The organism is Clostridium sp. (assembly GCF_051656525.1).
Classification (GTDB): Bacteria; Bacillota; Clostridia; order Clostridiales; family Clostridiaceae; genus Clostridium.
This window is the reverse complement of the sequence record NZ_JBOGCC010000003.1, coordinates 1-23,414: the sequence shown is the minus strand read 5'-3', so window position 1 is coordinate 23,414 and position 23,414 is coordinate 1. Positions and strand designations below refer to the sequence as shown.

Sequence of the window (23,414 nt, the reverse complement as noted above, 5' to 3'; positions counted from 1 at the left end):
TTAAAAATTAAGAATTGATGTGAAAACTCGCTTAGGCGAGTTTTTTGAGTTTAGATTAGGTATTTGAAGAAGAAAGTTTAGATGTTTTTATAATAGAGTACAAGAATTTTTTAGATCAAGGTAATCATTTAATAGAGAAGTTGAATTATGTGGAGTTAGATAATTAGTTTTAAGTAAAAGTTCTATCCAATATAAAGATTCATTAGTTTCTTTTAAGGCAATTGATAATTCTAAATTAAAATCATCCTCACAAAAAAGTAAGTAATGTTCAAATGAAGTTCAGTTTTATATAATAAATCTCGTAGGAAGTGTTCCTACACCTTAAGGCAATAAATTAACTTAGGGACAACTTATGGGAGTTATGCAAGGTCATATTGTTGAAGAAGGACAATTACTTGCAAAAAATAATGCTGCAATAGATAAAGTTTAATAAAAATTATTTTAAAAAGTTAAGGTTTTTACTAAAATCCTTAACTTTTTTTGTCTAAATCTCAGATTTAAAAAATGTTTAAATGTTTAGGAAAATGGTGTAAAATAAAAAGGGATAGCTTTGAAGACAATATTAGAAGTTATAAATGATTTAAGCAAGGCATAATATAATTTATGTAAAGCTTTATACAAAGTAGGAGGGATTTAATCATGAATAAAAGATTATCATTAGATTTAACTATGACAGCACCTTATTTAAGTATGTCTGAGGTAGAATATTTAAATGAGATGGTTGAAGTGGCTCATAAGAAATTACATGAAAAAACTGGAGCGGGGAATGACTTTTTAGGATGGATTGACCTACCAGTTGATTATGATAAAAATGAATTTGAAAGAATTAAAAAGGCAGCAGATAAAATAAAATCTGATTCAGATGTTTTAATTGTTATTGGAATTGGTGGATCATACTTAGGAGCTAGAGCAGCAATAGAAATGTTAACTAACAACTTCTATAATGCATTAGATAAAGAAGATAGAAAAGCTCCACAAATTTTCTATGTAGGAAATAATATAAGTTCAACATATATGGCACAACTTATAAATCTTATTAAAGATAAAGAAATTTCAGTAAATGTTATATCTAAATCAGGAACTACTACAGAGCCTGCTATAGCATTTAGAATTTTCAAAGAATTATTAGAGAAGAAATATGGAAAAGAAGTTGCTAAAGAAAGAATTTATGCAACTACTGATAAAGCTAGAGGAGCATTAAAATCTTTAGCAGATACAGAAGGATATGAAACTTTCGTTATTCCTGATGATGTTGGTGGAAGATTCTCTGTGTTAACAGCAGTTGGATTATTACCAATAGCAGCAGCAGGTGTTGATATTGATGAAATGATGAAAGGTGCAGCAGATGCAAGAGAAGAATTCTTAAATTCAAATCCTAGTGAAAATACTTGTTATCAATATGCAGCAGCAAGACATGCACTTTATAGTAAAGGAAAATCAATAGAAATATTAGTTAACTATGAACCACAATTACACTTCTTTGGAGAGTGGTGGAAACAACTTCATGGGGAATCAGAAGGAAAAGATAATAAAGGACTATTCCCAGCAGCAGTTGATTTCTCAACAGATTTACACTCAATGGGACAATATATCCAAGAAGGAAGGAGAGATCTTTTTGAAACTGTAATAAATATAGAAACACCTCAAGAAGTTGTTACTATAGATAAGCAAGCAGAAGATTTAGATGGATTAAACTTCTTAGCTGGAAAAGATATGGACTTTGTTAATCATAAAGCTTTTGAAGGAACTTTATTAGCTCATAATGATGGTGGAGTACCTAACATTGTTATAAATGTACCAGAATTAACTCCATATTACTTTGGACAATTAGTTTATTTCTTTGAAAAATCTTGTGGAATCAGTGGGTACTTACTTGCAATTAATCCATTTGATCAACCAGGAGTTGAAGCGTATAAGAAAAACATGTTCGCACTTTTAGGAAAACCTGGATATGAAGATTTAAAAGCTGAACTTGAAGAAAGATTAAAATAGGAAATGAAAGTTATTATAGATGGAGATGCTTGTCCAAGCATCTCCAAAATTGAAAAAATAGCTAAAAAATATGGTATAGAAGTGGAAATCTATTGTGATATACATCATGTTATAAATAGTGATTATTCCAAGGTACATATTGTGGATAGTGGTTTTCAAAGTGTGGATATGTATGTTATAAATAATACATGTGAAGGTGATATTGTAGTTACACAGGATTTTGGAGTTGCAGCACTATGTCTTCCTAAAAAAGCTAAGGTTATAAATCCTAATGGAAAGATTTATTCTGATCATAATATTGATATGCTTTTAGAGAAAAGACATATGTCACAAAAAATAAGAATGGCAGGACACAGAACAAAAGGACCTAAAAAAAGAACTGCATTAGATGAAAAAGAGTTTTTAAGTAACTTTGAAAAAATGGTATGTGAATCTAACGGTTAACTAGACTGTTAGATTTTTTTGTTAAAATAATATAAAAAATTGTTAAAAAATGTATTAAAGTAAAAAGGATTTTGCTGTATAATAGTATTATTATATGTATGTTTAAATACAAAGGAGGGTAATTATAAATGATAAAAATTCCAACTAAGATAAATTTAATATTTAATAAAAAAAGCCCTCAAAGGGTTGATTCTAGCATAGAGATAAAGATAGAATGTGATGCTATTATTGATTATAAAGTATTAGTAGGTAATGATGGAATATGGAACACAATTAAAGAATTCGATGATCCAGAAGAATGTGTATGGACCCCTAAAGAAGAAGGGGAATATATGATTATGGTACAAGGGAGAAGTAGAAATTCAGAAAAACCATATGATTTAATAGAAAAAGAACCATTTATTATAAAAAATGGTAGAAGAAAAAAGGACTTATTAAAAGAAATAATATTAGATAAAGAAGAATATATAGAAGGTGACAGAATAAAAGTTACAGGAATATCAGAAGAAAGTGATATTTTATATAGATTTTGGAAAAAAGGTAAGAAGGGCTGGGAAGCATTAAGGGATTATGGGAAAGATACATATATTCAATATACAGCCTTAAATTTTGGTGAGGAGGAAATTCTTGTAGAATGTAAGAGAATGGAATCTAGAGAAGCTTTTGATGACTTTAAGACTATAAAATTTAAAATTAAAAAAAAGGAAAAGCTTGAAATAACAGGTTTTAGATGTTTAACTGAGGAAAGACTTGTAGATAGAGAACTTGTGTTTAAGGTTCAAGCATCTAAAAATACTAATAGAGCATTACTTTTTAAATTTATAAAGATTGATAGTGAAGGACATTCAGTTTGCATTCAAGACTTTTCATCAAGGCAGATAGTAACATATCAAGAGGTTAAACCGGGAGATTATAAAATTCTTTGTTTAATGAAGGATATTTTATCACATAAAGAGTATGATGATAGAGCTATGATGCATTATAAAGTAAGACCGTATAATAAGATAAAGATAAATAAATTTGAAGCAGATGTTAGATCACCACAAAAAACAGAAACAGATATTAAATTTAGAGTTGATGCAGAAGGTGGAAGAGAAAAAGTATATAGATATATCATAGATGGAATAGTAAGTGATGACTCTTGTTATACAAGAAGTACAGAATATGTATGGATACCAAAAGAAGAAGGAAGGTATAAGGTAACTATATATGCAAAAGATATTTCTTTTAAAGGTGATTATGAAGATAAGAAGTCTATGATTTTTGAGATAGATAAAAGAGGGGACAGACCTATACGTATAGCTGATATTATTACAGATACAAATAGAGAAACTATTGTAAACAAGCCTATAAATTTAAGAGTTCTTGCAGAAGGTGGAACATCATTAACTTATGCATTTAAAATTTTTAAAGATGGAAAAGAGCTTGAGGCTATAAAGTTTAATAGGTCAAATTATATTAATTTCACTCCTACTGAAAAAGGAAAATATGAAGTTGATGTGAAGGTTAAAGATAAATACACTAATGCAGAATATGATGTTCAAACAAGTTATTTTGTAACAGTAAGAGATTATTTACCAGGTTCTATTGAACATATATTAATTCCAAAGAGAGAGCATTATCTTATAAATGAAACAATTGATATTGAAGCAATAGTTCAAGATACAAAGAATACTTTAATAAATATTGTAACTAAGATAAATGGAAATATTGTTGAAGAAACTGGATTTATGCCAAACAAGAGAATTTGTATAAAACCTAAATGTGCAGGAAGATATGGATTTGAAATTTATGCAAAGAATGTAAAGTGTGAGAAAGAATTTGATAGTAAAAAAGAAATTGCTATATATGTTGAAGAGGCAACTCCGGTTATAGGAACAAAAGTTATAGTAACTGAAAGTCTTGTTGGAGATAATAAAGAGATAACATTTAAAGCCACAAGTATTGGTGGAAAAGATGTATGTTATGAATTCTATATAATGGAAAAAGGAAATTGGGTAAAAGCTCAAAGATATAGCAAGAAAAATTACTATACATTTATTCCATATAATGAAGGAATATTTAGAGTATTAGTTCTTGCAAAAAGCTATTATAAGAGAGTGAATTATGAAGATTACTGTGAAATAGAGTTTACAGTATAGTGAAGAGAGTGTCTAAAATAGGACACTCTCTTTTTAAAATAAATTGGTTATAAAGATGGCTTTATGCTAGAATAAGAAACAGAAATAGAAGTATTGGAATACATAAGGAGAGCTTTAAGAATGGAAAGATTAGATAAGATTATTTCAAATTTAGGTTTTGGAAGTAGAAAAGAAGTTAAAACTTTAGTTAAAAAAGGTTTTGTTGAAGTTGATGGAGTTGTCGTTAAGGATAGTAATGTGAAGGTTAATCCTGATGAGGCTATAATAAAGGTTAATGGGGAAGAACTATATTATAGAGAATTTATTTATTTAATGATGAATAAACCAGATGGAGTTATATCAGCTACATATGATAATAGAGATACTACGGTTGTAGATTTATTACATGTTGATTATCAAGCATTTGAGCCATTTCCAGTTGGAAGATTAGATAAGGATACAGTAGGATTGTTACTTTTAACTAATGATGGAGAACTTAATCATAGATTAATAGCACCTAAATGGCATGTTGATAAAGTTTATTTTGCAAGAATTGATAAGAAAGTTACAGAGGAAGATGTTAAGGCATTTAAAGATGGAATAACTTTAGATGATGGATATGAATGCAAGGAAGCAAAGCTTGAAATATTAAAAGCAGATGAAGATGGTTCAGAAGTAAATATAACAATACAAGAAGGAAAGTTCCATCAAGTAAAAAGAATGTTTGAAGCTAGAGATAAGAAAGTTGTATATCTTCAAAGAACTGAGTTTGGAGGTTTACTTTTAGATAGAGATTTAGAAGAAGGAGAATATAGAGAGTTAACTGATGAAGAAATAGAACATTTAAAAAGCTTCTAAAATATTAATAAAGTGTAAACTGAACAAGAATAAAACTATTGAAACAAGCAAATAATTCTTTATAAAATTCGAAAAATGATAAAAGAATTTTTGTATATTGCAAATATTGGGAGCGTAACATATAATATGTTCTGAGGATAAATAAAAGGATGATATAGCCCCCTTTTTATTTATTGCTTATTGCTAGCACAACCTGGCCCCAAGGGTTGTGCTAAAATTAAAAATATTTTATGGAATATTAAAAAGAGAGAAAATAATATTTTCTTTCTTTTTTTATTCTATATTTAAATATTCTTCTAAAGTAAGGGTATTATCATAGAAATATTTACTATGTGAAATCCCCACATATCTATAGTGCCAAGATTCATACTTATATCCAGTTATATGCTCTTTTCCTTTAGGATAGCGTAGTATAAAACCAAACTTGTGAGCATTTGAAAGTAACCATTTAGATTCTTTTGTATTATCAAATTTAGAGTTTATAGCAGTTTTTGAGTCAGAGCCAACAATATCTATAGTTAAGCCTGTCTGATGTTCACTATGACCAGGTTTTGCTGAAAATCTATTAGCATTTTCTTCTCCAAATGACTTAACATAAGAGGTATATAAACTCTTTTGATGAGAGTAGGATCTAAAGCTAGAACCGATATTTATAGTTATATTATCTTTTTTAGCAGCTTCTTGCATAGATTTAAATGCAGATAGCATTTCTTTGTTATTACCAGGATTAAAAGATTTAGGAAGAGCATAATCTTTATTTACTAAAAGAATATTATTTATATAAAGTGGTGAGTTTACATCCGATGGATTACTTAAATTTATATTAGAAAATTTATTTTCAATTACCTCTTTATTATTCTCAGAAATTAAATCATCTGAGGTATCTAGTAAATCCTCAACATTATTTAGGATAATTTTATTAGAATTTGCAAAAGCAAAAGATGAAGTATTCAAAGTTAATAGAAAGACAAGCATTATTAAAGAGAAATATTTAATTTTATTAATTTAAATCACCTCCTTAAGTCTCCTAATTTATATATATGAAAGTATTTTGAGAATATGATTATAAATGAATATTTACAATGAGATTAATAATAGGTATAATTATTTAAGGTAATTAAATAGTAAGAGCTTATTTAAAAAGAGTTTCCCTTTTCGTCCTAAAGTAGGGTTGAATGGGATTTTTTTATTTATAGATTGTATTCTAAATAATAGAAAAGAAAGGTGTTATTAAATGAAAGAAAAATTAGCAAATTTAATATTTCCAAATGAATTAGAAACAGTAGAGTATTATACTAATAAGTATAAAGAGAGAGATTTAAAAGAAGGTGCACATGTTGTACGTTATGCTCCAAGTCCAACTGGATTTCAGCATATCGGTGGAGTATATGCAGCATTAATAAATGAAAGATTAGCACATCAAAGTGAAGGTATTTTTTATTTAAGAATAGAAGATACTGATCAAAAAAGAGAAGTTAAAGGTGCTATAGAAGATACAATTCAAACTATGCATAACTTTGGAATGGACTTTGATGAAGGTATGATAGGAGAAGAGGAGTCTAAAGGAGCATATGGACCTTATAGACAAAGCTTAAGAAAAGATATTTACCATGCATTTGCAAAAGATTTAATTTTAAAAGGATTAGCATATCCATGTTTCTGTACTTCAGAAGAATTAACAGAAATAAGAGAAAAACAAATGGCAGAAAAAATAACTCCTGGATATTATGGAGAATATGCTGTTTATAGAAATCTTTCAGATGAGGAAGCTATAAAGAAAATAGAAGCTGGAGAAGAATATATCTTAAGATTAAAATCACCAGGAAAAGAAGAAAATAAGGTTGAAATAGATGATTTAATAAAAGGACATTTATCATTACCTGAAAATGTTCAAGACATAGTTATAATTAAGTCTGATGGACTTCCAACATATCACTTTGCACATGCAATTGATGATGCATTAATGCATACAACTGACGTTATAAGAGGAGAAGAATGGCTTTCATCATTACCAATACACTTACAATTATTTGATGTATTAGGATTTAAGAGACCAAACTATGCACATGTTCCAACTATAATGAAATCAGAAAATGGTTCAAAAAGAAAATTATCAAAAAGAAAAGATCCAGAAAGTGCAGTTAGTTACTACAGAGAAGAAGGATATCCAGAAGTTTGTGTTATAGAATATCTTTTAAATATTATAAACTCATGGTTTGAAGAATGGAGAGCTGAGAATCCGGATGCTGATTATCATGAATTCCCAGTATCATTAGAAAAAATGAGTAAATCAGGAGCTTTATTTGATATTGTTAAATTACATGATGTAAGTAAGAATATTATCTGTAAAATGAAAGCTACTGAAGTTTATGATAGATATACTGCATGGGCTAAAGAGTTTGATCCAGAAATGTATGCTTTAGTATCTGCTAAAGAAGATATGATGAAAGAAGTATTTAATATAGACAAAGAAGGTCCAAAACCAAGAAAAGACTTTGGTAAGTGGAACGAAGTTAAAGAAAAAATCTTCTACTTCTTTGATGAAGAGTTTGATAAAGAAAAAGCTGAAGATGTAGAACTTCCAAAAACTTTATCATTAGAAACTGCAAAAGAAGTTATAAGAGTTTATAAAGATGCTTATAATCATGGATTAAGTAGCCAAGAAGAATGGTTTGAGCACTTAAAAGAATTAGCTTCAAACAACGGATTTGCAACTAATAGAAAAGAATTTAAAGCAGAGCCAGAAAAGTTCAAAGGAATGGTTTCAGACTTTGCAGGAGCTGTAAGAATTGCAATAACTCATAGAACAAATACTCCTGATCTTTATACTATAATGCAAATTTTAGGTGAAGAAAAAGTTGGAGAAAGATTTGAAAAATTCTTAAATATATAAGATAGTAAAAGAACTCACTAAATTTTAGTGAGTTCTTTTTGTTAAAATTGAATGTGGCTATTATATCTTTCTTCAACAACGTTCCAATCTATGATGTCGAAGAAGTTTTTTATATATTCTGGTCTTTTATTTTGATATTTTAAATAATAAGCATGTTCCCAAACATCCATTGTTAGAAGTGGGATTTCACCGTCTGAGATAGGACAGATTTGGTTTGGTGTTTTTGTGATTTTAAGTTTATTACTTTTATCTAAGACAAGCCAAGCCCATCCTGAACCAAATTGTGTAGCACCTGCATTTGAAAATTCTTCCTTGAATTTTTCAAATGAACCAAAGGTTTTATCTATTGCATTTTTTATGTTTCCACAAAGTGAAGTGCTATTTGGTGCATTTAAGCCTTCCCAGTAAAATTCATGATTAAAAACTCCACCACCATTATTAATTACAGCAGTTCTTTTATTTTCAGGAATTTTATCTAGATGCTTTAAAATGTAACAAAGAGTATCCTCTTCTAAACAATCATTACAATCTTTTAAAGCTTTATTTAAGTTGTCAGTATATGCTTGTTGATGTTTATCATGATGAATAAGAACAGTAGATTTATCAATAATAGGTTCTAAAGCATCATAATCAAATTTTAATGGTTTTAATTTAAATTCTTTCATATTTATCACCTCATCATTTAGTATATAAATATTGAAAGAAAAAAATTCATTTTAAAAAATAAATTATAATCCTTGAAAGTTAAAGTCTGGTACAAAATCAGTTGTACTTGATGAACTTTCTTGAATAAAGGCATTTTTAACACCTATTTCGGCAGCATATGAAATTAATGAATCATACATTTTAGGATTTAAAGGTTTTGAGATTTCTTTAAATTCTAAGGCTTTAAACATAGGCGTATATTGATTCATTATGCTTATATAAACATTATCACCAAACATTTTATAGATAGTGTCTATAACTTTTTTTGAGTCAAATAAAAGTCCAGGAAGCATAAGATGTCGTATAATCATTCCTTTTATCATTCTTCCTTTTTCATCAAATTTATTTTTACCAACTTGTTTGTACATTTCTTCTAAAATTTCAGTGACATTTTCTCTATATCCTTTTGCTTTAGAATATTTAATAGAATATTTATCATCAAAATATTTAAAGTCAGGTAAATAAACATCTATATATCCATCTAGCATCTTTATAGTATCTAAGGAATCATATCCATTTGTATTATATAAAATAGGCAAAATTAATCCATTTTCTTTAGATAATTTTATAGCTTCAATTATTAGTGGAGCATAGTGAGTTGGTGTAACTAGATTAATATTATTTGCCCCTTTTTCTTGAAGTTCTAAAAAAATTTCAGAAAGTCTTTCTATAGAAATTTCTTTACCCTTATGTTCTTGACTTATATCATGGTTTTGGCAAAAAACACATTTTAAATTGCAGTTTGAAAAAAATACAGTTCCAGAGCCTGTATCTAGTGAAATAGGTGGCTCTTCCCAAAAATGAAGTTCTGCACGAGCTGCTAAGATTTTATCTGATGAAAGGCAGGCTCCAAGCTTTCCAGAAGTTCTATCTGTTTTACAGTTTCTAATGCAAAGGGTACACTCTTTTAATTTATTTAAATTGTTCATAATAAACTCCTTTAAGTAATATTTATTTATAAAAATTATATATCTAATTATAAAGTGAAGCAATTTGTGGAAAAAAATTTTAGAAAGTTGTAAAATAAAATAAATTAAATATGAGAGTGGTGTTTTATTTATATGGATAGAATTTTAGATAATACTGAATATAATGATGAAGTTTTTGAAAGACTTGAAAGTAGGAATAATAGTTTATATGATTCAATATTTGAGGAATGTATATTTAATAGATGTAATTTTTCAAGTGCAGAATTTTTAGAATGTACTTTTGATAATTGTACATTTAAGGAATGTAACTTTACATTGACTAGATTAAAAGATTCAAAACTTAGAGGAGTAATTTTTATAGATTGTAAGATTGTTGGTGTAGATTTCACTAAGTGCGATGCTTTTATATTAGATTTTGAATTTAGAAAGTCACTTATTCAAAGTTGTAGTTATACAGGTCTTAAAATACCTAAAGTAAAATTTACAGGATGTAATATTATTGGTTCTGATTTTATGAACTGTGATTTAAGGGAAGCAAAGTTTAAAGATTCATCATTAAGTGAATCAATTTTTGAAAATACAAATTTAAGTAAGGCAGATTTTAGTGAAGCTATGGATTATACCATAAGCCCAGAAAGAAATAAAATAAAGAAAGCAAAGTTTTCAATGCCAGAAGTTTTAGGACTTTTAAAGGATTTTGATATTACTATAAAGTAGGAGGATTATATGGACACTATAGAAAGACTAATAAACGAAACAGAAATACCAGTTACAAAATCTTTTTTAATTAATGAGTTTGAAAGAATAGGTTTAAAAAAAGGGGATAAAGTATTAGTTCATTCAAAATTATCGTCTTTAGGGTGGGTATTAGATGGAGCACGTGCAGTTGTTGAAAGTTTGATGACTGTTATAGGAGAAGAAGGAACACTTGTAATGCCAACTCATAGTACAAATTTAGTAGATCCAGTGTTTTGGGGAGAACCTCCTGTTAAAAATGAGTGGTTTGAAAAAATAAGAGAAGAAATGCTTGCATTTGATAGGGAGAGTACTGAAACTTATGGAATGGGTAAAATTGTTGAAAACTTTAGAAATAGAGTAGATGTTCTTAGAAGTTATCATCCTATTTATTCTTTTGCAGCTTGGGGAAAAGAAGCAGAAGAAGTAACTAAAGAACATAGTTTAAGCTATGGACTTGGAGAAGAGAGTCCTCTTAGAAAAATGTATGATTTAGATTTTAAGATTCTTTTTATAGGAGTAGAGTATGATGTAAATACATCCTTTCATTTAAGTGAGTATAGAGCGGGAAATTTAGAAAATAGAGTTCAAATTTCACCAATTATAGAGCATGGCGAAAGAGTTTATAAAACATATGATGATGGTGAATATAAAACAGAGCTATTTATGTTTGCAGGAGAAGAGTTTGAAGAAAAGTATAATGTTTTAAATGAGAAAGTTGGAAATGCAAATGTAAAAGTATTTAATATGAAAGATACAGTAGACTTTGGTGTAGAATACTTTAAAAATGTTAGCATATACTAGAATGTATGTTCTATATTTAATAAATAAAATCTTTTGATTTTGTATTAAATTTATTAAATGTGATATACTTTAAGATAAGAAAATAGTTAATTAAAATTAGGAGTCTAGGAATTATCCTGGGCTTTTAATTTCTTAATAGACAGATTTATCGCTGAAGGGAGAGGATTTAATCTTGGATTTAAAATCACTTTTAAATAAGGAACAGTATGAGGGAGCAAGTACTGTTGAAGGTCAGGTATTGATACTTGCAGGGGCAGGTTCAGGGAAAACAAGAGTTTTAACATATAGAATGGCACATATGATAGATGATTTAGGAATAATGCCATGGAAAATACTTGCTATAACTTTTACAAATAAAGCAGCAAAGGAAATGAGAGATAGGGTTAGAGGAATTATAGGAGAAAAGGCTGATTCTATGTGGATTTCAACGTTCCATTCAACTTGTGTGCGTATTTTAAGAAGAGATATAGATAGGCTAGGATATAAAAAAGGTTTTACTATATATGATACATCAGATCAAAAAGTACTATTAAAAGAATGTATTAAAGCTTTAAATATAAATGAAAAAGATATTACACTTCAAGAGGTAATGGGGAAAATAGGAAGAGCAAAAGATACAATGCAAACTCCAGGGAGCTTTATGAGGGAGCATGAAAGCAATTTTAGAGAGAAAAAAATTGCAGATGTTTATGCTATGTATCAAAAAAGATTAAAAGAAAACAATGCTTTAGATTTTGATGACTTAATATTTAAAACAGTAGAATTATTTAAATCAAGCGAAGAAACATTAGAATTTTATCAAAATAAATTCCAATATATTATGGTAGACGAGTATCAAGATACAAATGGCGCACAGTATGAACTTGTAAAAATGCTTGCAAAGAGATATAAAAATATCTGTGTTGTTGGAGATGATGACCAATGTCTAGTAGAAGGAACTTTAATAGAAACAGAAGATGGTCAAGTAAGAATAGAAGAAATTAAAGAAGGAGATTCAATAGTTTCAGCTATAGGAAATGGAAAAGTTAATGTTTCTAAAGTTAGAGGTATAAGTTCAAAGGAAGTAAAAGAAGAGATTATAAAAATAACTACTGAGAGCGGTAAAGTTCTTAGTGGAACTAAAAATCACATTACTTTTAGTAAGTTAAACTTAGAAGATAATAAGCATTTTGTTTATTTAATGTATAAGAATGGTTTTGGATATAGAATAGGAAGAACAGCATCTATAAGAAGTAGAAAAGAAGGCATGGATGCATCAGGTCTTGCCGTAAGATTAAATGGTGAAAAAGCAGATAAAATGTGGATACTTAAGGTATGTCAAAATGTAAGTGAAGCAAGTTACTATGAAGAATATTTCTCAGTAAAATATGGATTACCAAAGTTATTATTCCATGCAAAAGGAAGAAATATAAAAGTATCACAAGATATGATAAGTAATCTTTATAAAGAAATTAATACCGCTGAAAGAGCAGAAAAATTAATGAGTGAGGAAGGCTTATATGAGGAATATGCACATCATTTAAGTGGGGCAGTAATAAGAGGAGAAAGTATAAGAAAAAGAATAAACTTAACTTTCTTTGGTGGAAAATTAAATGCTAAGGGTATTTTTAGTAATAGAATAGGTTTAAATAGCTCTGATGAAGAAAGCAAAGAAAAGTTTGAGAATGCAGGTTTTTCAGTAAGAGATGGAAAGAGAAATACTTTTAGAATAGAAATTGAAAGAGCAGAGTATGATGAAGCAGAAGAATTTACAAGAAAGCTTAGAGAAACAGAAGAAGCTTTTGAAGTTGTAAAGAAGGCTAAATTATCTGAAGGGAAAAGTTATTCTTTAATGCCTCTTGGAAGTATTAGAGAAGGGATGTTAGTACCTGTAGTTATTAATGGAAAAGTTGTAGAAGAAAAGGTTGTGTCTATAGAAAAGAGTGAATATATAGGAAAAGTATATGATTTAAATATAGAAGACACTAGAAACTATATTGCAAATGGAGTAGTTGTTCATAACTGTATCTATCAATGGAGAGGGGCAGACATTCAAAATATTCTTGATTTTGAAAAAGACTATCCAAACTGTAAGGTAATAAAACTTGAGCAGAACTATCGTTCAAAGGGAAATATATTAGATGCAGCAAATGAAGTTATAGTAAATAACTCAAGAAGAAAAGATAAAGCTTTAAGAACAGAGCAAGAGTCAGGAAGTAAGATAAAAATTCATAGAGCATTTTCAGATAAAGAAGAGGCTGATTTTATAGCAAAAGAAATAAAAGATATTTCAGCTAAAGATGAAAATTCTAAATATAAAGATTTTGCAGTTCTTTACAGAACTAATGCACAGTCACGTAATTTTGAGGAATGTTTTAGAAGACGTGGAATTCCATATAAAATTATTGGTGGAACAAAGTTCTATGATAGAAAAGAGATAAAAGATATGCTTGCATACCTTAAGATTTTAGTTAATCCACAAGATGACGTAAGTATAAGAAGAGTTATAAATGTACCTAAAAGAAGTATTGGTGCAGCAACTATAGATAAGGTTCAAACATTTGCAGAGGATTTTGGATTAAATTTCTGGGATGCTTTAACTGAAGTTAGAACAATAAGTACATTAACTGCTAGAAACTGTACGGCAATAGAAAAGTTCACATCTCTTATGGAAAACTTTATAATACTTGCAGAAAGTATGCCACCATCAGTTCTTATAGAAAGTATTCTTAAAGATAGTGGGTATTTAGCGGAGCTTGAAAAATCAGAAGAAATAGAAGATAAGAGTAGAATAGAAAACTTAAAAGAACTTGTATCAGATGCAGTTCAATTTGAAAAAGATAATCCAGAAGAAAATACATTAACTGATTATTTAGAAAACGTAGCATTAGTTCAAGATGTGGAACGTGGTGAGGAAGAAGAGGAGGATTATGTAGTATTAATGACTCTTCATAGTGCCAAGGGACTAGAATTCCCGTATGTATTTATGGTAGGAATGGAAAATGGAATATTCCCAAGCAACACAGATATGAATGATCATAGTCAACTTGAAGAAGCTAGAAGGCTTTGTTATGTTGGAATAACAAGAGCAAAAGAAAGTTTATATATGACATCAGCTGAGAAAAGATTATTATTTGGTAGGATAACATCATTTAGTCAATCTGACTTTATAAACGAAATAAGATTTGATTTAAAAGAGTTTGTAAATGGCAGTGGAAATGTTAAAAAGACTAATGGAAATGGATATTATAACAATATTAATCAAAGGGAAAGAAAAGCTCATGGATTAAATAGTGCAGTTAGTACAAAACCAAAGATGAATAGAAACATAAATATAAATAGTAGTGATATAACTGCAGGAAAGAAAGTAAAACATGATAAGTTTGGATTTGGAACAGTAGTTTCAGTTGTAGAAGCTAATGGTGATAAAAAGCTTACAATAGTATTCGATAAGCAAGGAATAAAAATATTAATGTTATCAATGGCAAATTTAGAGCTAGTATAAGGGAGGTCTTTATATGGATAAGAGAGAGAAGATGGAAAGTTTAATTAAAGAGCTTAATAGATATTCATATGAATATTACTCTTTAGATAATCCAACAGTAACAGATAAAGAATATGACTTAAAATATGATGAACTTGCAAAACTTGAAAAAGAATTAAATTTAATATTACCTTACTCTCCAACAGTGAGAGTAGGTGATACGGTTTTAGATGGATTTACTAAGTATACTCATAAGGCTAAACTTTGGAGTTTAGATAAGGCCCAAAGTATTGAAGAAATACAAGAATGGCATAATAGAAATGTTAAATTTGTAAATGAGATAAGAGCTAGAGGAGAAGAATTACCAGATTTAAAATATATTATGACAAAGAAGTTTGATGGTCTTACTGTTAACTTAACATATGATGAAAATGGAGTTTTAGTTGTTGGAGCAACAAGAGGAACTGGAGTTGTTGGAGAAAATGTAACAGCTCAAGTTAAAACTATAAAAAGTATCCCACTAAAGATAGATACTACAGATGTATTTGAAATTCATGGAGAAGCTGTTATGACAACAGAGGCTTTTGAAAAGTATAATGAAACTGCAAAAGTTCCATTAAAGAATTTAAGAAATGGAGCAGCAGGTGCACTTAGAAATTTAAATGTACGTGAAACAGCAAATAGAAATTTATCAGCGTTCTTTTATGATGTAGGTTATAAAGAGGGAGAAGGATTTAAAACATATAAAGAAATGTTAAGCTTTATAAAAGAAAATGGTTTTCCTATGGATGACTATATGGCAGAAGGAACTACTATCTCAGATATTCAAAAAGAAATTGATTATATTAAAGATATAAGATTTTCTTTAAATTATGATATTGATGGATTAGTGATTGCAATAGATGATATTAGAACAAGAGAACTTCTAGGTTATACAGTAAAATTCCCTAAATGGGCTATCGCATATAAGTTTGAGGCACAAGAAGCAACTACAGAGCTTTTAGATGTAGAATGGAATGTAGGAAGAAGTGGAAGAGTTGCGCCAACAGCTATATTAGAACCAATTGAACTTGCAGGAGTTACTGTAAAAAGAGCAACTTTAAATAATATGGATGATATAAAGAAAAAAGAAGTAAGAATTGGTGCAAGAGTGTTTGTGAGAAGATCTAATGATGTTATTCCTGAGATAATGGGAGTAGTAGCAGATTCATTAGAAGGTTCAAAAGAAATATTACCACCAGAAGTATGTCCTGCTTGTGGAAGTCATTTAAGTTTAATAGGAGCACATTACTTCTGTGAAAATACTCTTTCATGTAAACCACAAATGGTAAAAAGTATAGTTCATTATGGCTCTAGAGAAGCTATGAATATTGCAGGGTTCTCAGAAAGAACAGCAGAACAATTATTTGAAAAGCTTAATATAAAATCAATTTGCGATTTATATAAATTAAATAAAGAAGATTTAATAGGTCTTGAAAAGTTTGGACCTAAGAAAGCACAAAATCTGTTAGATTCAATAGAAGCTAGTAAAGAATGTTCACTTGAGGCATTTATATATGCGCTTGGAATACAAAATGTTGGAGCAAAAACTGCTAGGGATATAGTGGCTAAGTTTAAATCAATAGAAGGATTAAAAAATGCTACATTTGAAGAGTTAGTGTCTGTACAAGATGTTGGAGATATAGTAGCTAAAAATGTTTTAGATTTTTTCCATGAGGAAAAGGTTATTGAGATTATAGATGAACTTTTAAATCTTGGAGTTAATCCACACTTTGAAGAAAAAGAAGTTGAGGAAAGTATATTTTCAGGAAAAACAGTAGTAGTTACAGGAACTATGCAAAAATACTCTAGAAAAGAGATAAAAGAAAGACTAGAAGCTTTAGGTGCAAAGGTAGCAGGAAGTGTGAGTAAAAAGACTGACTATGTTGTATATGGAGAAGAAGCAGGTTCAAAATTAATAAAGGCAGAAGAATTAGGTGTAAAAACTATTTCGGAGGATGAGTTTGAAAATATGATTTAGGAGAGCGTAAAAAATGAGAAAGATAATAAATATAGTTGCAATTTTAATGAGTATAGTATCAGGAATTGTAATAATATGCACATTTTTAACATCCTATCAATTTTACTATGTAGGAGAAATGTTTAATACCTACTTTACACTACAAGTATGTTTATTTATAACAATGGGGACATGGGCATTAAAATTTTGGATAGAAGAGTATGGAATGAAAAAGTATATATATACTTTAATTTGTGCGTTAATAAGTCTATCATCAATATTTTTTATAGTAAGCTCAGTAAGATAAGAAAAGAGACCATCATTATTTAAGATGGTCTCTTTTTTCAAATTCTTTTATGTTTTCAAACTCAGAAATATCTAAAAGGTCAGAAACATCTTCTAGAAAAGCTTCTTCTTCAGAACTTTTTTTTGAGTTTGAGTGTGATATTATAGTCAATTTTTCATGTATTTTTTCTAAAATGTAGTTTTTATATCTCATTTGATTATAGGCTTTCAATCCAACTATGAATAGCCAAATTCCTATGAACATAAAGGTCAACATAAATACTATTCCAACAATTGAAACTGTGATTATTAAAAAATCCATAATAGGACCTCCTATAAGTTTTAGTTAATTATAACATAAATATTATATAACCTTAACAAAATAAAAAGTAAATATTAACCTATATGTTTACAAAACTAGAAAAATGTTAATAATTATAATGTTTATGAGGAGTGAGAAATATTATGATAAAAAAAATAGTAATGACAGTAATAGGTTCATTTTTAGTAGGATTATTAATTTTAAGTTTTATAGATGTATACTATGAGGAAGGAAGTACAGAAACTAGTGGATTTACTTATGCTTTAGGAAATATAAATAATAATTTAAAAGATGTAAATAATTTATCTATGAGAGAGATAGATATAATAACAGCTACAAGCAAAGGCTTAGTAATGAAAAATAATGAAGGAAAAGTAGAAAACGAATTAGTAGAAAAAATAAACGTTAAAGATAATGGACTTCATTATGAATTTATATTGAAAAAAGATATAAAATGGAGTGATGGAAAAGATATTTTGCCATCAGATATAGTATGGTTTTTAAAAGAACTAATAATTTCAGAAAAAGAAGAAGATATACAAGGAGTTTTAAATATATATGGTGCAAGGGAGTTTAGGGCATCAAAAGGAATTGATAATTCTAAGCTAGCAATTATAGAAGGAGAAAATTCTATTACGATAAGATTAAATAAAAAGGATTCTAAGTTTATAGAGGAGCTTACAAAACCTATATATAAGCTTAGAAAAAATGTGGACTTATGGGCGGACATAAAGACTACTCATAATGTGATAATAACTTCAGGAAATTATGTTATTGATAAGGTAACAGATGAAGAAATAATTTTGAAAAAAACAGCTTATGTAAAAGAGAATATACCAAATGAAATGAATATTATAAGAAATATGAGTGAAGAAACTTCAATGGCAAAATTTGAAACTGGAGAAGTAGATATTGTGGTAAATCCACCATCAAAACAACTTAATAGATTAGAAGAAGAGGGAAGACTTAAAACATTTAGTGCAAAGACAGGAAAATATCTTTATATAAATAGTATTCATAAGGATATGAATTTAGAAAATAGAAAAGTTATATATAAAACATTACTAAAGGCAATAGAAGGATATTATGAAGAGAATAGTAACTATATAAGTATGGCAGATTATAGTTATTTTGTAGAAGATAAAAGTGAGCTAAATATAGTACAAGGAAGAAAGGTATCTACGACAAAATCAAAAGGTAATCTTCCGAAAGTTTTAACAATGCTAGCATTAGATACACAAGAAAATCGAGTATTATGTGGATATATAGAAAAATGGATAAAAGAAAATACTGAAAGTACATTAAGCTGTATCTTAGTAAAAGAAGAGGAATATAAAAATATAGCATTAAGAGATAGATATCATACAACTTTAATTGGTATAGAGGCAATAGAAATAGAAAGGGGAGAGACCTTTGAAAGCTTAGAACACTGGTATAATGAAGCTGAAAATAAATTATTTAATAAAGAAAAAGTAAAAGTAAAATCAAAATTTAGAGAGTTAGAAAATAGCTTGTTTAATAATTATAGGATTTTGCCCTTATATTTTGAAAATAAAAATGTAGCTATATCTGAGAATGTGGATAATATTAGTTTTGACTACTATGGTAATATAAATTTTACAACGATACAGGAAAAATAAATTAAAAAGCATAATAAATAAACCTAGTGAGAAATTAAGTTATTTTTCACTAGGTTTATTTCGTTTATCTATTTTAAAGGAGTGATTGCTATTCACATAAAGATGGATCATTAACTATTTCAGCTTCAACATATTCAGAGCCATCTACTAAAGAATCGTCCTTTGTTGGAGAGCTAGAATGCTTAGTAGTATCTTTCATAGGTATATCTAAACAGTTATAGAAGTTCTCTTTTAAAATAAACATAAATAAGAAGAGAATAAAAATATTTTTGCTACTATCAAAAGTATTTTTAGGAACTTCAAATTTATCTTTCTTTAAAGAAAGAGATATATTTTTCAAAATAACAGGAGCAATACCACTTTCATCAGGAGTAGTTAGATTAGGCATAGAAAAGAATGTCTCATCAAGCATATCTTTTGAAAGCTTAGAAAATCCTTTATAACGTTCCTTATCATCTAATGTAGGTGCTTTTGGCCAACTTGTGATAAGTCCTGAATTTAAGATGTATTTCTTATAAATATTAGATATCATATTTTTATATTCAGATTGTTTATTAGTTTTATTAGCATATAAAACTAAGGCTAAGAAATAAAAACAAATATCAAAAGAAGTATATTTAATGCTTTTTTTATCAGTAAGCTTTTGTATAACATGCATTTCCTCATTATAAAGAGAGATAAGTTTTGACATGATTTCATCACATTTCTCTTTAAAAGTAAAAAGGTTCGTATGTTCATAGGAATACATTAGACTAATAGAAAATAAGCAAACATTTTCTAATGAGTTAACGTAATAATCTTTTTCACTGAATTTATTAGTTAAGAATTCACATAAATCAGTTATTAAAGGAACTATTTCATTATCCTTAGAATATTCAAAGTAAATATTAAAAGCTATTAATGTTTTAATACCCTCATCAAAGGAAAGGTTGTAAAGCGCTTCTTTATAGTCAGAAAACATTTGAAGAATTTGATTAGAGAAATTTTCATAATCTTTTTTAATTTTTTCATCAGAAGTAGTCTTAGAATGCATATAATAAGCTACCATCATAAATGCTTGATCACTAAAAATAAATTTTCTATCTTTATCAATTAATGTTGCATCTTTATTTCCAGTTGAAAAAATATTTTTTTTAGACACAAAAATTCCTTCATTGTTTCTAAGGTTATTGTAATAGAACTCTAGTTGCTCATTAGCAACATCTTCAAAAAATCCTTCAAGAGTTCTTTCTTTTGAATCAGTATCAAAGTTAGAATAATAATTTGAAAGTTCATCTATACAAATTGTCATTAATGCATTTGCTGTAGGATTTATTTCACGCTTAAATGTAGATGAATCAAATCCTTGGGATGTTTTATTATGAATAAAAACTGGAGAAGCCTTTCTATAAATACATAAAAGTGGAGAATACTTTTGTAGTATTCCAAGCTTTTCAAGAGAAGAATCTTTTTTTGAATTTCTAAGAGGAGATATAAATCCACACTTAGAGTTCAAAGCTAATATTTTTATAGATTCTTTGGAAAAATGAAAAAGCTGTCCACAAATTTCTTCATATGAAAGACTATTCATTCTAAAAAATGGTCCTATATATTTCAAAACTTTTCACCTCTTATATAATTCTCATATTAATACTATGAAAGTATGGAGAAAAATGTGAATGGAAAATATATATTTATTATTAATATACATAAACTTTAAGAGAAGTGATATTATATAAGATAAAAGAATAAGAAAATATTATATAAGATAAAAGAATAAGAAAATTTAAAGATTGGGATGGTGAAATTCGTGAGAATTGATGGTAGAAAAAATGAACAAATAAGAAATGTTAAAGTAACTAGAAGCTATACAAAGTATGCAGAAGGTTCAGTTTATATAGAGGTTGGGGATACAAAAGTTTTATGTAATGTGTCTATAGAAGATAAAGTTCCACCATTTTTAAAAGGAAAAGGAGAAGGTTGGATTACAGCAGAATATAATATGTTACCAAGAGCAACAGGAACTAGGAAAATAAGAGATATTGCAAGATTAAAAGTTGATGGAAGAACTATGGAGATTCAAAGGTTAATAGGAAGAGCTTTAAGATCAGTAGTTAACTTAAAGGCGTTAGGGGAAAAAACATTATGGGTTGACTGTGATGTTATTCAAGCTGATGGGGGAACTAGAACAACAGCAATATCAGGTGCATTTATAGCTCTAGTAGATGCGGTAAATAAAATTCATAAGGAAAAGCCTTTTAAGGTATATCCAATTAGAAGTTATGTGGCAGCTACAAGTGTAGGTATTGTAAATAATGAAAAGATTATAGATTTATGTTATGAAGAAGATTCAAAAGCAAAGGTTGATATGAATATAATAGGAACAGATGAAGGAGAGTTTGTTGAAGTTCAAGGAACAGGTGAAGAAAGTCCAATGACAAGAGCTGATTTAAATAAGCTTTTAGATTTGGGAGAAAAAGGATTAAAGCAAATGATTAATGTTCAAAAAAATGCACTTAAAATGGATGCGTTATGGATTGGTACAGGTGAAGCATAATGAAAAAATTTATATTAGCAAGTAATAATAAGAAAAAAATTGAAGAAATAAAATATATTTTGAGTACACTAAACGTAGATATAAAGTCATTAGAAGAAATGGGTATAGATATTGAAGTAGAAGAAGATGGAAAAACATTTAAAGAAAACTCATATAAAAAAGCTAAAGAAATAAGAGATTATCTAATAAGTAAAGGTGAAAAAAACTTTATAGTAATGTCAGATGATTCAGGACTAGAAGTAGAAGCTTTAGATGGAGCACCAGGTGTATTTTCAGCAAGATATGCAGGAGAACATGGGAATGATAAGAAAAACAATGAAAAGTTATTAGAGGCGTTAAATGGAGTTCAAAATAGAAAAGCAAGATTTATTTGCCATATAACATTAGTAAATGATTTAGATAAAAGTGTAGACTTTTATGGAGAAGTTGAAGGTAGAATATTAGAAGAGTTAGATGGTGAAGGTGGATTTGGATATGATCCATTATTTTTTAATGAAGAACTAAATAAAACATTTGGTGAAGCAACAAAAGAAGAGAAAAATAAAGTAAGTCATAGAGGAAAAGCATTAGAAAAATTAAAAGATGAGATAAAAAAAGTTTTATAATTAGAGGTGTTTTTATGAAGATAGGAGTAGTAAGTGATACACACTGTATAGAAAAGTATATAGATATAGCTATAGAAAACTTAAAAGATGTTGACGTAATTCTTCATTTAGGAGATTGCTCAAGAGATATAAAAAGGTTTAAAGAGAAATTAAATAAAAAAATATATGGTGTAGATGGAAACTGTGATTTTAAAGATGAATATCCAAAGGAACAAATAATAGAGTTAGAAGGAAAGAAAATTTTCATGACTCATGGTGATTTGTATGGAGTAAAATATGGATATAATAATATTTACTATAAAGGGAAAGAAGTAGGTGCAGATATTGTATTATTTGGACATAGCCATATTGAGATGATAGAAAAGATGGATGATATAATATTAATGAACCCTGGAAGTACAACAATTCCAAAAGGAAAAGGAAACTCTATGGGATTTATAAATATAGAGAATGGGGAAGTAACAACTGAAATAAAATATTTTTTTAGTTAAGAATTAAGAATTAAGGAAAAAATTCGCTTGGGCGAATTTAAGATAAAGAAAAACTGAATTGATTTTGCCAATTTAGTTTTTCTAATTATTAACTAGAGTTTTTAACAAAATATACGTATTGATATTTTGTTAAAAAGTTATTCTTTTAAGTAAGAAGGTATTAATAAATGCAGGGATAAAGTGTATTATTGTATAATAAAATAAAAAAGTAAAAAAGTTTTTTAAAAAGTGTTGACACTTGTTTTAAGATATTGTAGAATAATTCTTGTCGTTGAGGGAAACCAAGAAATACAAAAACATTTAACGGGGTGTGGCGCAGATGGTAGCGCGCATGGTTTGGGACCATGAGGTCGCAGGTTCGAGACCTGTCACCCCGACCATTTTGAATTTATCAAATAAAAAAAAGTATTTGACAAATTTGATAAAAGAGTTATAATAAATAAGGCAGACAACTTAAAAAGTATGCGGGTATCGTATATCGGTAATACTCCAGCCTTCCAAGCTGGAAAGGTGAGTTCGATTCTCACTACCCGCTCCAATATGCGTCTTTAGCTCAGCTGGATAGAGCAACGCCCTTCTAAGGCGTGGGCCAG

19 protein-coding genes, 2 tRNA genes and 1 pseudogene are annotated in these 23,414 nt (G+C 28.3%); 16 read left to right on the top strand and 6 right to left on the bottom strand.

Features of this window, described 5'->3' with window-relative positions; all coding sequences use genetic code 11:
- Window positions 1-87: 87 nt before the first annotated feature.
- Window positions 88-234: pseudogene (locus tag ACRDDY_RS00145) on the bottom strand (four helix bundle protein); the annotation flags it as partial.
- A gap of 405 nt (window positions 235-639) precedes the next feature.
- Between ACRDDY_RS00145 and ACRDDY_RS00140 the strand changes: the two are divergent.
- From ACRDDY_RS00140 to ACRDDY_RS00125, 4 genes are all read left to right on the top strand, one after another.
- Window positions 640-1,992 carry a glucose-6-phosphate isomerase gene (locus ACRDDY_RS00140; RefSeq protein WP_438562943.1) on the top strand — a complete coding sequence of 451 codons (1,353 nt, stop codon included), beginning with the start codon at window positions 640-642 and terminating at the stop codon, window positions 1,990-1,992.
- Between the two features lie 3 nt (window positions 1,993-1,995).
- A complete protein-coding gene (locus ACRDDY_RS00135; protein WP_438562942.1) occupies window positions 1,996-2,436 on the top strand; it encodes a YaiI/YqxD family protein in 441 nt (146 codons plus the stop codon).
- A gap of 128 nt (window positions 2,437-2,564) precedes the next feature.
- On the top strand, window positions 2,565-4,577 hold the full coding sequence (locus tag ACRDDY_RS00130) for a triple tyrosine motif-containing protein (protein ID WP_438562941.1): 2,013 nt from the start codon (window positions 2,565-2,567) through the stop codon (window positions 4,575-4,577).
- Window positions 4,578-4,697: 120 nt separating this feature from the next.
- On the top strand, window positions 4,698-5,414 hold the full coding sequence (locus tag ACRDDY_RS00125; RefSeq protein WP_438562940.1) for a pseudouridine synthase: 717 nt from the start codon (window positions 4,698-4,700) through the stop codon (window positions 5,412-5,414).
- 273 nt (window positions 5,415-5,687) lie between these two features.
- Here ACRDDY_RS00125 and ACRDDY_RS00120 read toward each other — a convergent pair whose 3' ends face one another.
- On the bottom strand, window positions 5,688-6,368 hold the full coding sequence (locus tag ACRDDY_RS00120) for a M15 family metallopeptidase (RefSeq protein WP_438562939.1): 681 nt from the start codon (window positions 6,366-6,368) through the stop codon (window positions 5,688-5,690).
- A gap of 280 nt (window positions 6,369-6,648) precedes the next feature.
- On the opposite strand from ACRDDY_RS00120, the gene gltX reads away from it, so the two are divergent.
- The gene (gene gltX, locus ACRDDY_RS00115; RefSeq protein ID WP_438562938.1) at window positions 6,649-8,307 is read left to right on the top strand and encodes a glutamate--tRNA ligase; all 1,659 of its coding nucleotides are present in this window, start codon (window positions 6,649-6,651) and stop codon (window positions 8,305-8,307) included.
- 41 nt (window positions 8,308-8,348) lie between these two features.
- On the opposite strand, the gene ACRDDY_RS00110 is transcribed toward gltX, so the two are convergent.
- Window positions 8,349-8,972 (bottom strand): superoxide dismutase, encoded by a 624-nt coding sequence (locus tag ACRDDY_RS00110; protein WP_438562937.1) that lies wholly within the window; start codon window positions 8,970-8,972, stop codon window positions 8,349-8,351.
- 63 nt (window positions 8,973-9,035) lie between these two features.
- Window positions 9,036-9,941 carry a radical SAM protein gene (locus ACRDDY_RS00105; RefSeq protein ID WP_438562936.1) on the bottom strand — a complete coding sequence of 302 codons (906 nt, stop codon included), beginning with the start codon at window positions 9,939-9,941 and terminating at the stop codon, window positions 9,036-9,038.
- Window positions 9,942-10,073: 132 nt separating this feature from the next.
- On the opposite strand from ACRDDY_RS00105, the gene ACRDDY_RS00100 reads away from it, so the two are divergent.
- From ACRDDY_RS00100 to ACRDDY_RS00080, 5 genes are all read left to right on the top strand, one after another.
- Window positions 10,074-10,658, top strand: coding sequence for a pentapeptide repeat-containing protein (locus ACRDDY_RS00100; protein WP_438562935.1), 585 nt, complete (start codon window positions 10,074-10,076; stop codon window positions 10,656-10,658).
- A gap of 9 nt (window positions 10,659-10,667) precedes the next feature.
- Window positions 10,668-11,480, top strand: a complete 813-nt coding sequence (locus ACRDDY_RS00095) for an aminoglycoside N(3)-acetyltransferase (protein WP_438562934.1) — start codon at window positions 10,668-10,670, stop codon at window positions 11,478-11,480.
- A gap of 172 nt (window positions 11,481-11,652) precedes the next feature.
- A complete protein-coding gene (locus ACRDDY_RS00090; RefSeq protein WP_438562933.1) occupies window positions 11,653-14,964 on the top strand; it encodes a UvrD-helicase domain-containing protein in 3,312 nt (1,103 codons plus the stop codon).
- A gap of 13 nt (window positions 14,965-14,977) precedes the next feature.
- Window positions 14,978-16,963, top strand: coding sequence for an NAD-dependent DNA ligase LigA (ligA, locus tag ACRDDY_RS00085; protein ID WP_438562932.1), 1,986 nt, complete (start codon window positions 14,978-14,980; stop codon window positions 16,961-16,963).
- 13 nt (window positions 16,964-16,976) lie between these two features.
- Window positions 16,977-17,249 (top strand): hypothetical protein, encoded by a 273-nt coding sequence (locus tag ACRDDY_RS00080; protein WP_438562931.1) that lies wholly within the window; start codon window positions 16,977-16,979, stop codon window positions 17,247-17,249.
- A gap of 15 nt (window positions 17,250-17,264) precedes the next feature.
- Here ACRDDY_RS00080 and ACRDDY_RS00075 read toward each other — a convergent pair whose 3' ends face one another.
- Window positions 17,265-17,549: a hypothetical protein gene (locus ACRDDY_RS00075; RefSeq protein WP_438562930.1), complete on the bottom strand. Its 285-nt coding sequence runs from the start codon at window positions 17,547-17,549 to the stop codon at window positions 17,265-17,267.
- 143 nt (window positions 17,550-17,692) lie between these two features.
- Here ACRDDY_RS00075 and ACRDDY_RS00070 point away from each other — a divergent pair, with 143 nt between their 5' ends.
- Entirely contained in the window at window positions 17,693-19,189 is a 1,497-nt protein-coding gene (locus tag ACRDDY_RS00070) for an ABC transporter substrate-binding protein (protein ID WP_438562929.1), read from the top strand.
- Between the two features lie 88 nt (window positions 19,190-19,277).
- Here ACRDDY_RS00070 and ACRDDY_RS00065 read toward each other — a convergent pair whose 3' ends face one another.
- Window positions 19,278-20,786 (bottom strand): hypothetical protein, encoded by a 1,509-nt coding sequence (locus tag ACRDDY_RS00065; protein ID WP_438562928.1) that lies wholly within the window; start codon window positions 20,784-20,786, stop codon window positions 19,278-19,280.
- Between the two features lie 192 nt (window positions 20,787-20,978).
- Between ACRDDY_RS00065 and rph the strand changes: the two genes are divergently transcribed.
- The 5 genes from rph to ACRDDY_RS00040 all read left to right on the top strand — a co-directional run bounded on the left by rph (window position 20,979) and on the right by ACRDDY_RS00040 (window position 23,359).
- Complete coding sequence (gene rph / locus ACRDDY_RS00060; protein WP_438562927.1) at window positions 20,979-21,725, top strand: ribonuclease PH; 747 nt, start codon at window positions 20,979-20,981, stop codon at window positions 21,723-21,725.
- Window positions 21,725-22,330, top strand: coding sequence for an XTP/dITP diphosphatase (locus ACRDDY_RS00055; RefSeq protein ID WP_438562926.1), 606 nt, complete (start codon window positions 21,725-21,727; stop codon window positions 22,328-22,330). The genes rph and ACRDDY_RS00055 overlap by 1 nt, the downstream gene beginning before the upstream one ends.
- A 14-nt stretch (window positions 22,331-22,344) precedes the next feature.
- Window positions 22,345-22,821 carry a metallophosphoesterase gene (locus ACRDDY_RS00050; RefSeq protein ID WP_438562925.1) on the top strand — a complete coding sequence of 159 codons (477 nt, stop codon included), beginning with the start codon at window positions 22,345-22,347 and terminating at the stop codon, window positions 22,819-22,821.
- A 304-nt stretch (window positions 22,822-23,125) separates the two neighbouring features.
- Window positions 23,126-23,201: transfer RNA gene (locus ACRDDY_RS00045), tRNA-Pro, on the top strand.
- A gap of 84 nt (window positions 23,202-23,285) precedes the next feature.
- A tRNA-Gly gene (locus ACRDDY_RS00040) sits at window positions 23,286-23,359 on the top strand.
- Window positions 23,360-23,414 lie beyond the last annotated feature (55 nt).

What these genes read in the sequence shown, in the direction of transcription:
- gltX (WP_438562938.1), top strand. Translation starts at nt 6,649, where the DNA reads ATGAAAGAAAAATTAGCAAATTTAATATTTCCAAATGAATTAGAAACA.
- ACRDDY_RS00050 (WP_438562925.1), top strand. Translation starts at nt 22,345, where the DNA reads ATGAAGATAGGAGTAGTAAGTGATACACACTGTATAGAAAAGTATATA.
- ACRDDY_RS00080 (WP_438562931.1), top strand. Translation starts at nt 16,977, where the DNA reads ATGAGAAAGATAATAAATATAGTTGCAATTTTAATGAGTATAGTATCA.
- ACRDDY_RS00105 (WP_438562936.1), bottom strand. Translation starts at nt 9,941, where the DNA reads ATGAACAATTTAAATAAATTAAAAGAGTGTACCCTTTGCATTAGAAAC.
- ACRDDY_RS00140 (WP_438562943.1), top strand. Translation starts at nt 640, where the DNA reads ATGAATAAAAGATTATCATTAGATTTAACTATGACAGCACCTTATTTA.
- ACRDDY_RS00110 (WP_438562937.1), bottom strand. Translation starts at nt 8,972, where the DNA reads ATGAAAGAATTTAAATTAAAACCATTAAAATTTGATTATGATGCTTTA.
- ACRDDY_RS00075 (WP_438562930.1), bottom strand. Translation starts at nt 17,549, where the DNA reads ATGGATTTTTTAATAATCACAGTTTCAATTGTTGGAATAGTATTTATG.
- ligA (WP_438562932.1), top strand. Translation starts at nt 14,978, where the DNA reads ATGGATAAGAGAGAGAAGATGGAAAGTTTAATTAAAGAGCTTAATAGA.
- ACRDDY_RS00135 (WP_438562942.1), top strand. Translation starts at nt 1,996, where the DNA reads ATGAAAGTTATTATAGATGGAGATGCTTGTCCAAGCATCTCCAAAATT.
- ACRDDY_RS00125 (WP_438562940.1), top strand. Translation starts at nt 4,698, where the DNA reads ATGGAAAGATTAGATAAGATTATTTCAAATTTAGGTTTTGGAAGTAGA.
- ACRDDY_RS00100 (WP_438562935.1), top strand. Translation starts at nt 10,074, where the DNA reads ATGGATAGAATTTTAGATAATACTGAATATAATGATGAAGTTTTTGAA.
- ACRDDY_RS00130 (WP_438562941.1), top strand. Translation starts at nt 2,565, where the DNA reads ATGATAAAAATTCCAACTAAGATAAATTTAATATTTAATAAAAAAAGC.
- ACRDDY_RS00095 (WP_438562934.1), top strand. Translation starts at nt 10,668, where the DNA reads ATGGACACTATAGAAAGACTAATAAACGAAACAGAAATACCAGTTACA.
- ACRDDY_RS00055 (WP_438562926.1), top strand. Translation starts at nt 21,725, where the DNA reads ATGAAAAAATTTATATTAGCAAGTAATAATAAGAAAAAAATTGAAGAA.
- ACRDDY_RS00070 (WP_438562929.1), top strand. Translation starts at nt 17,693, where the DNA reads ATGATAAAAAAAATAGTAATGACAGTAATAGGTTCATTTTTAGTAGGA.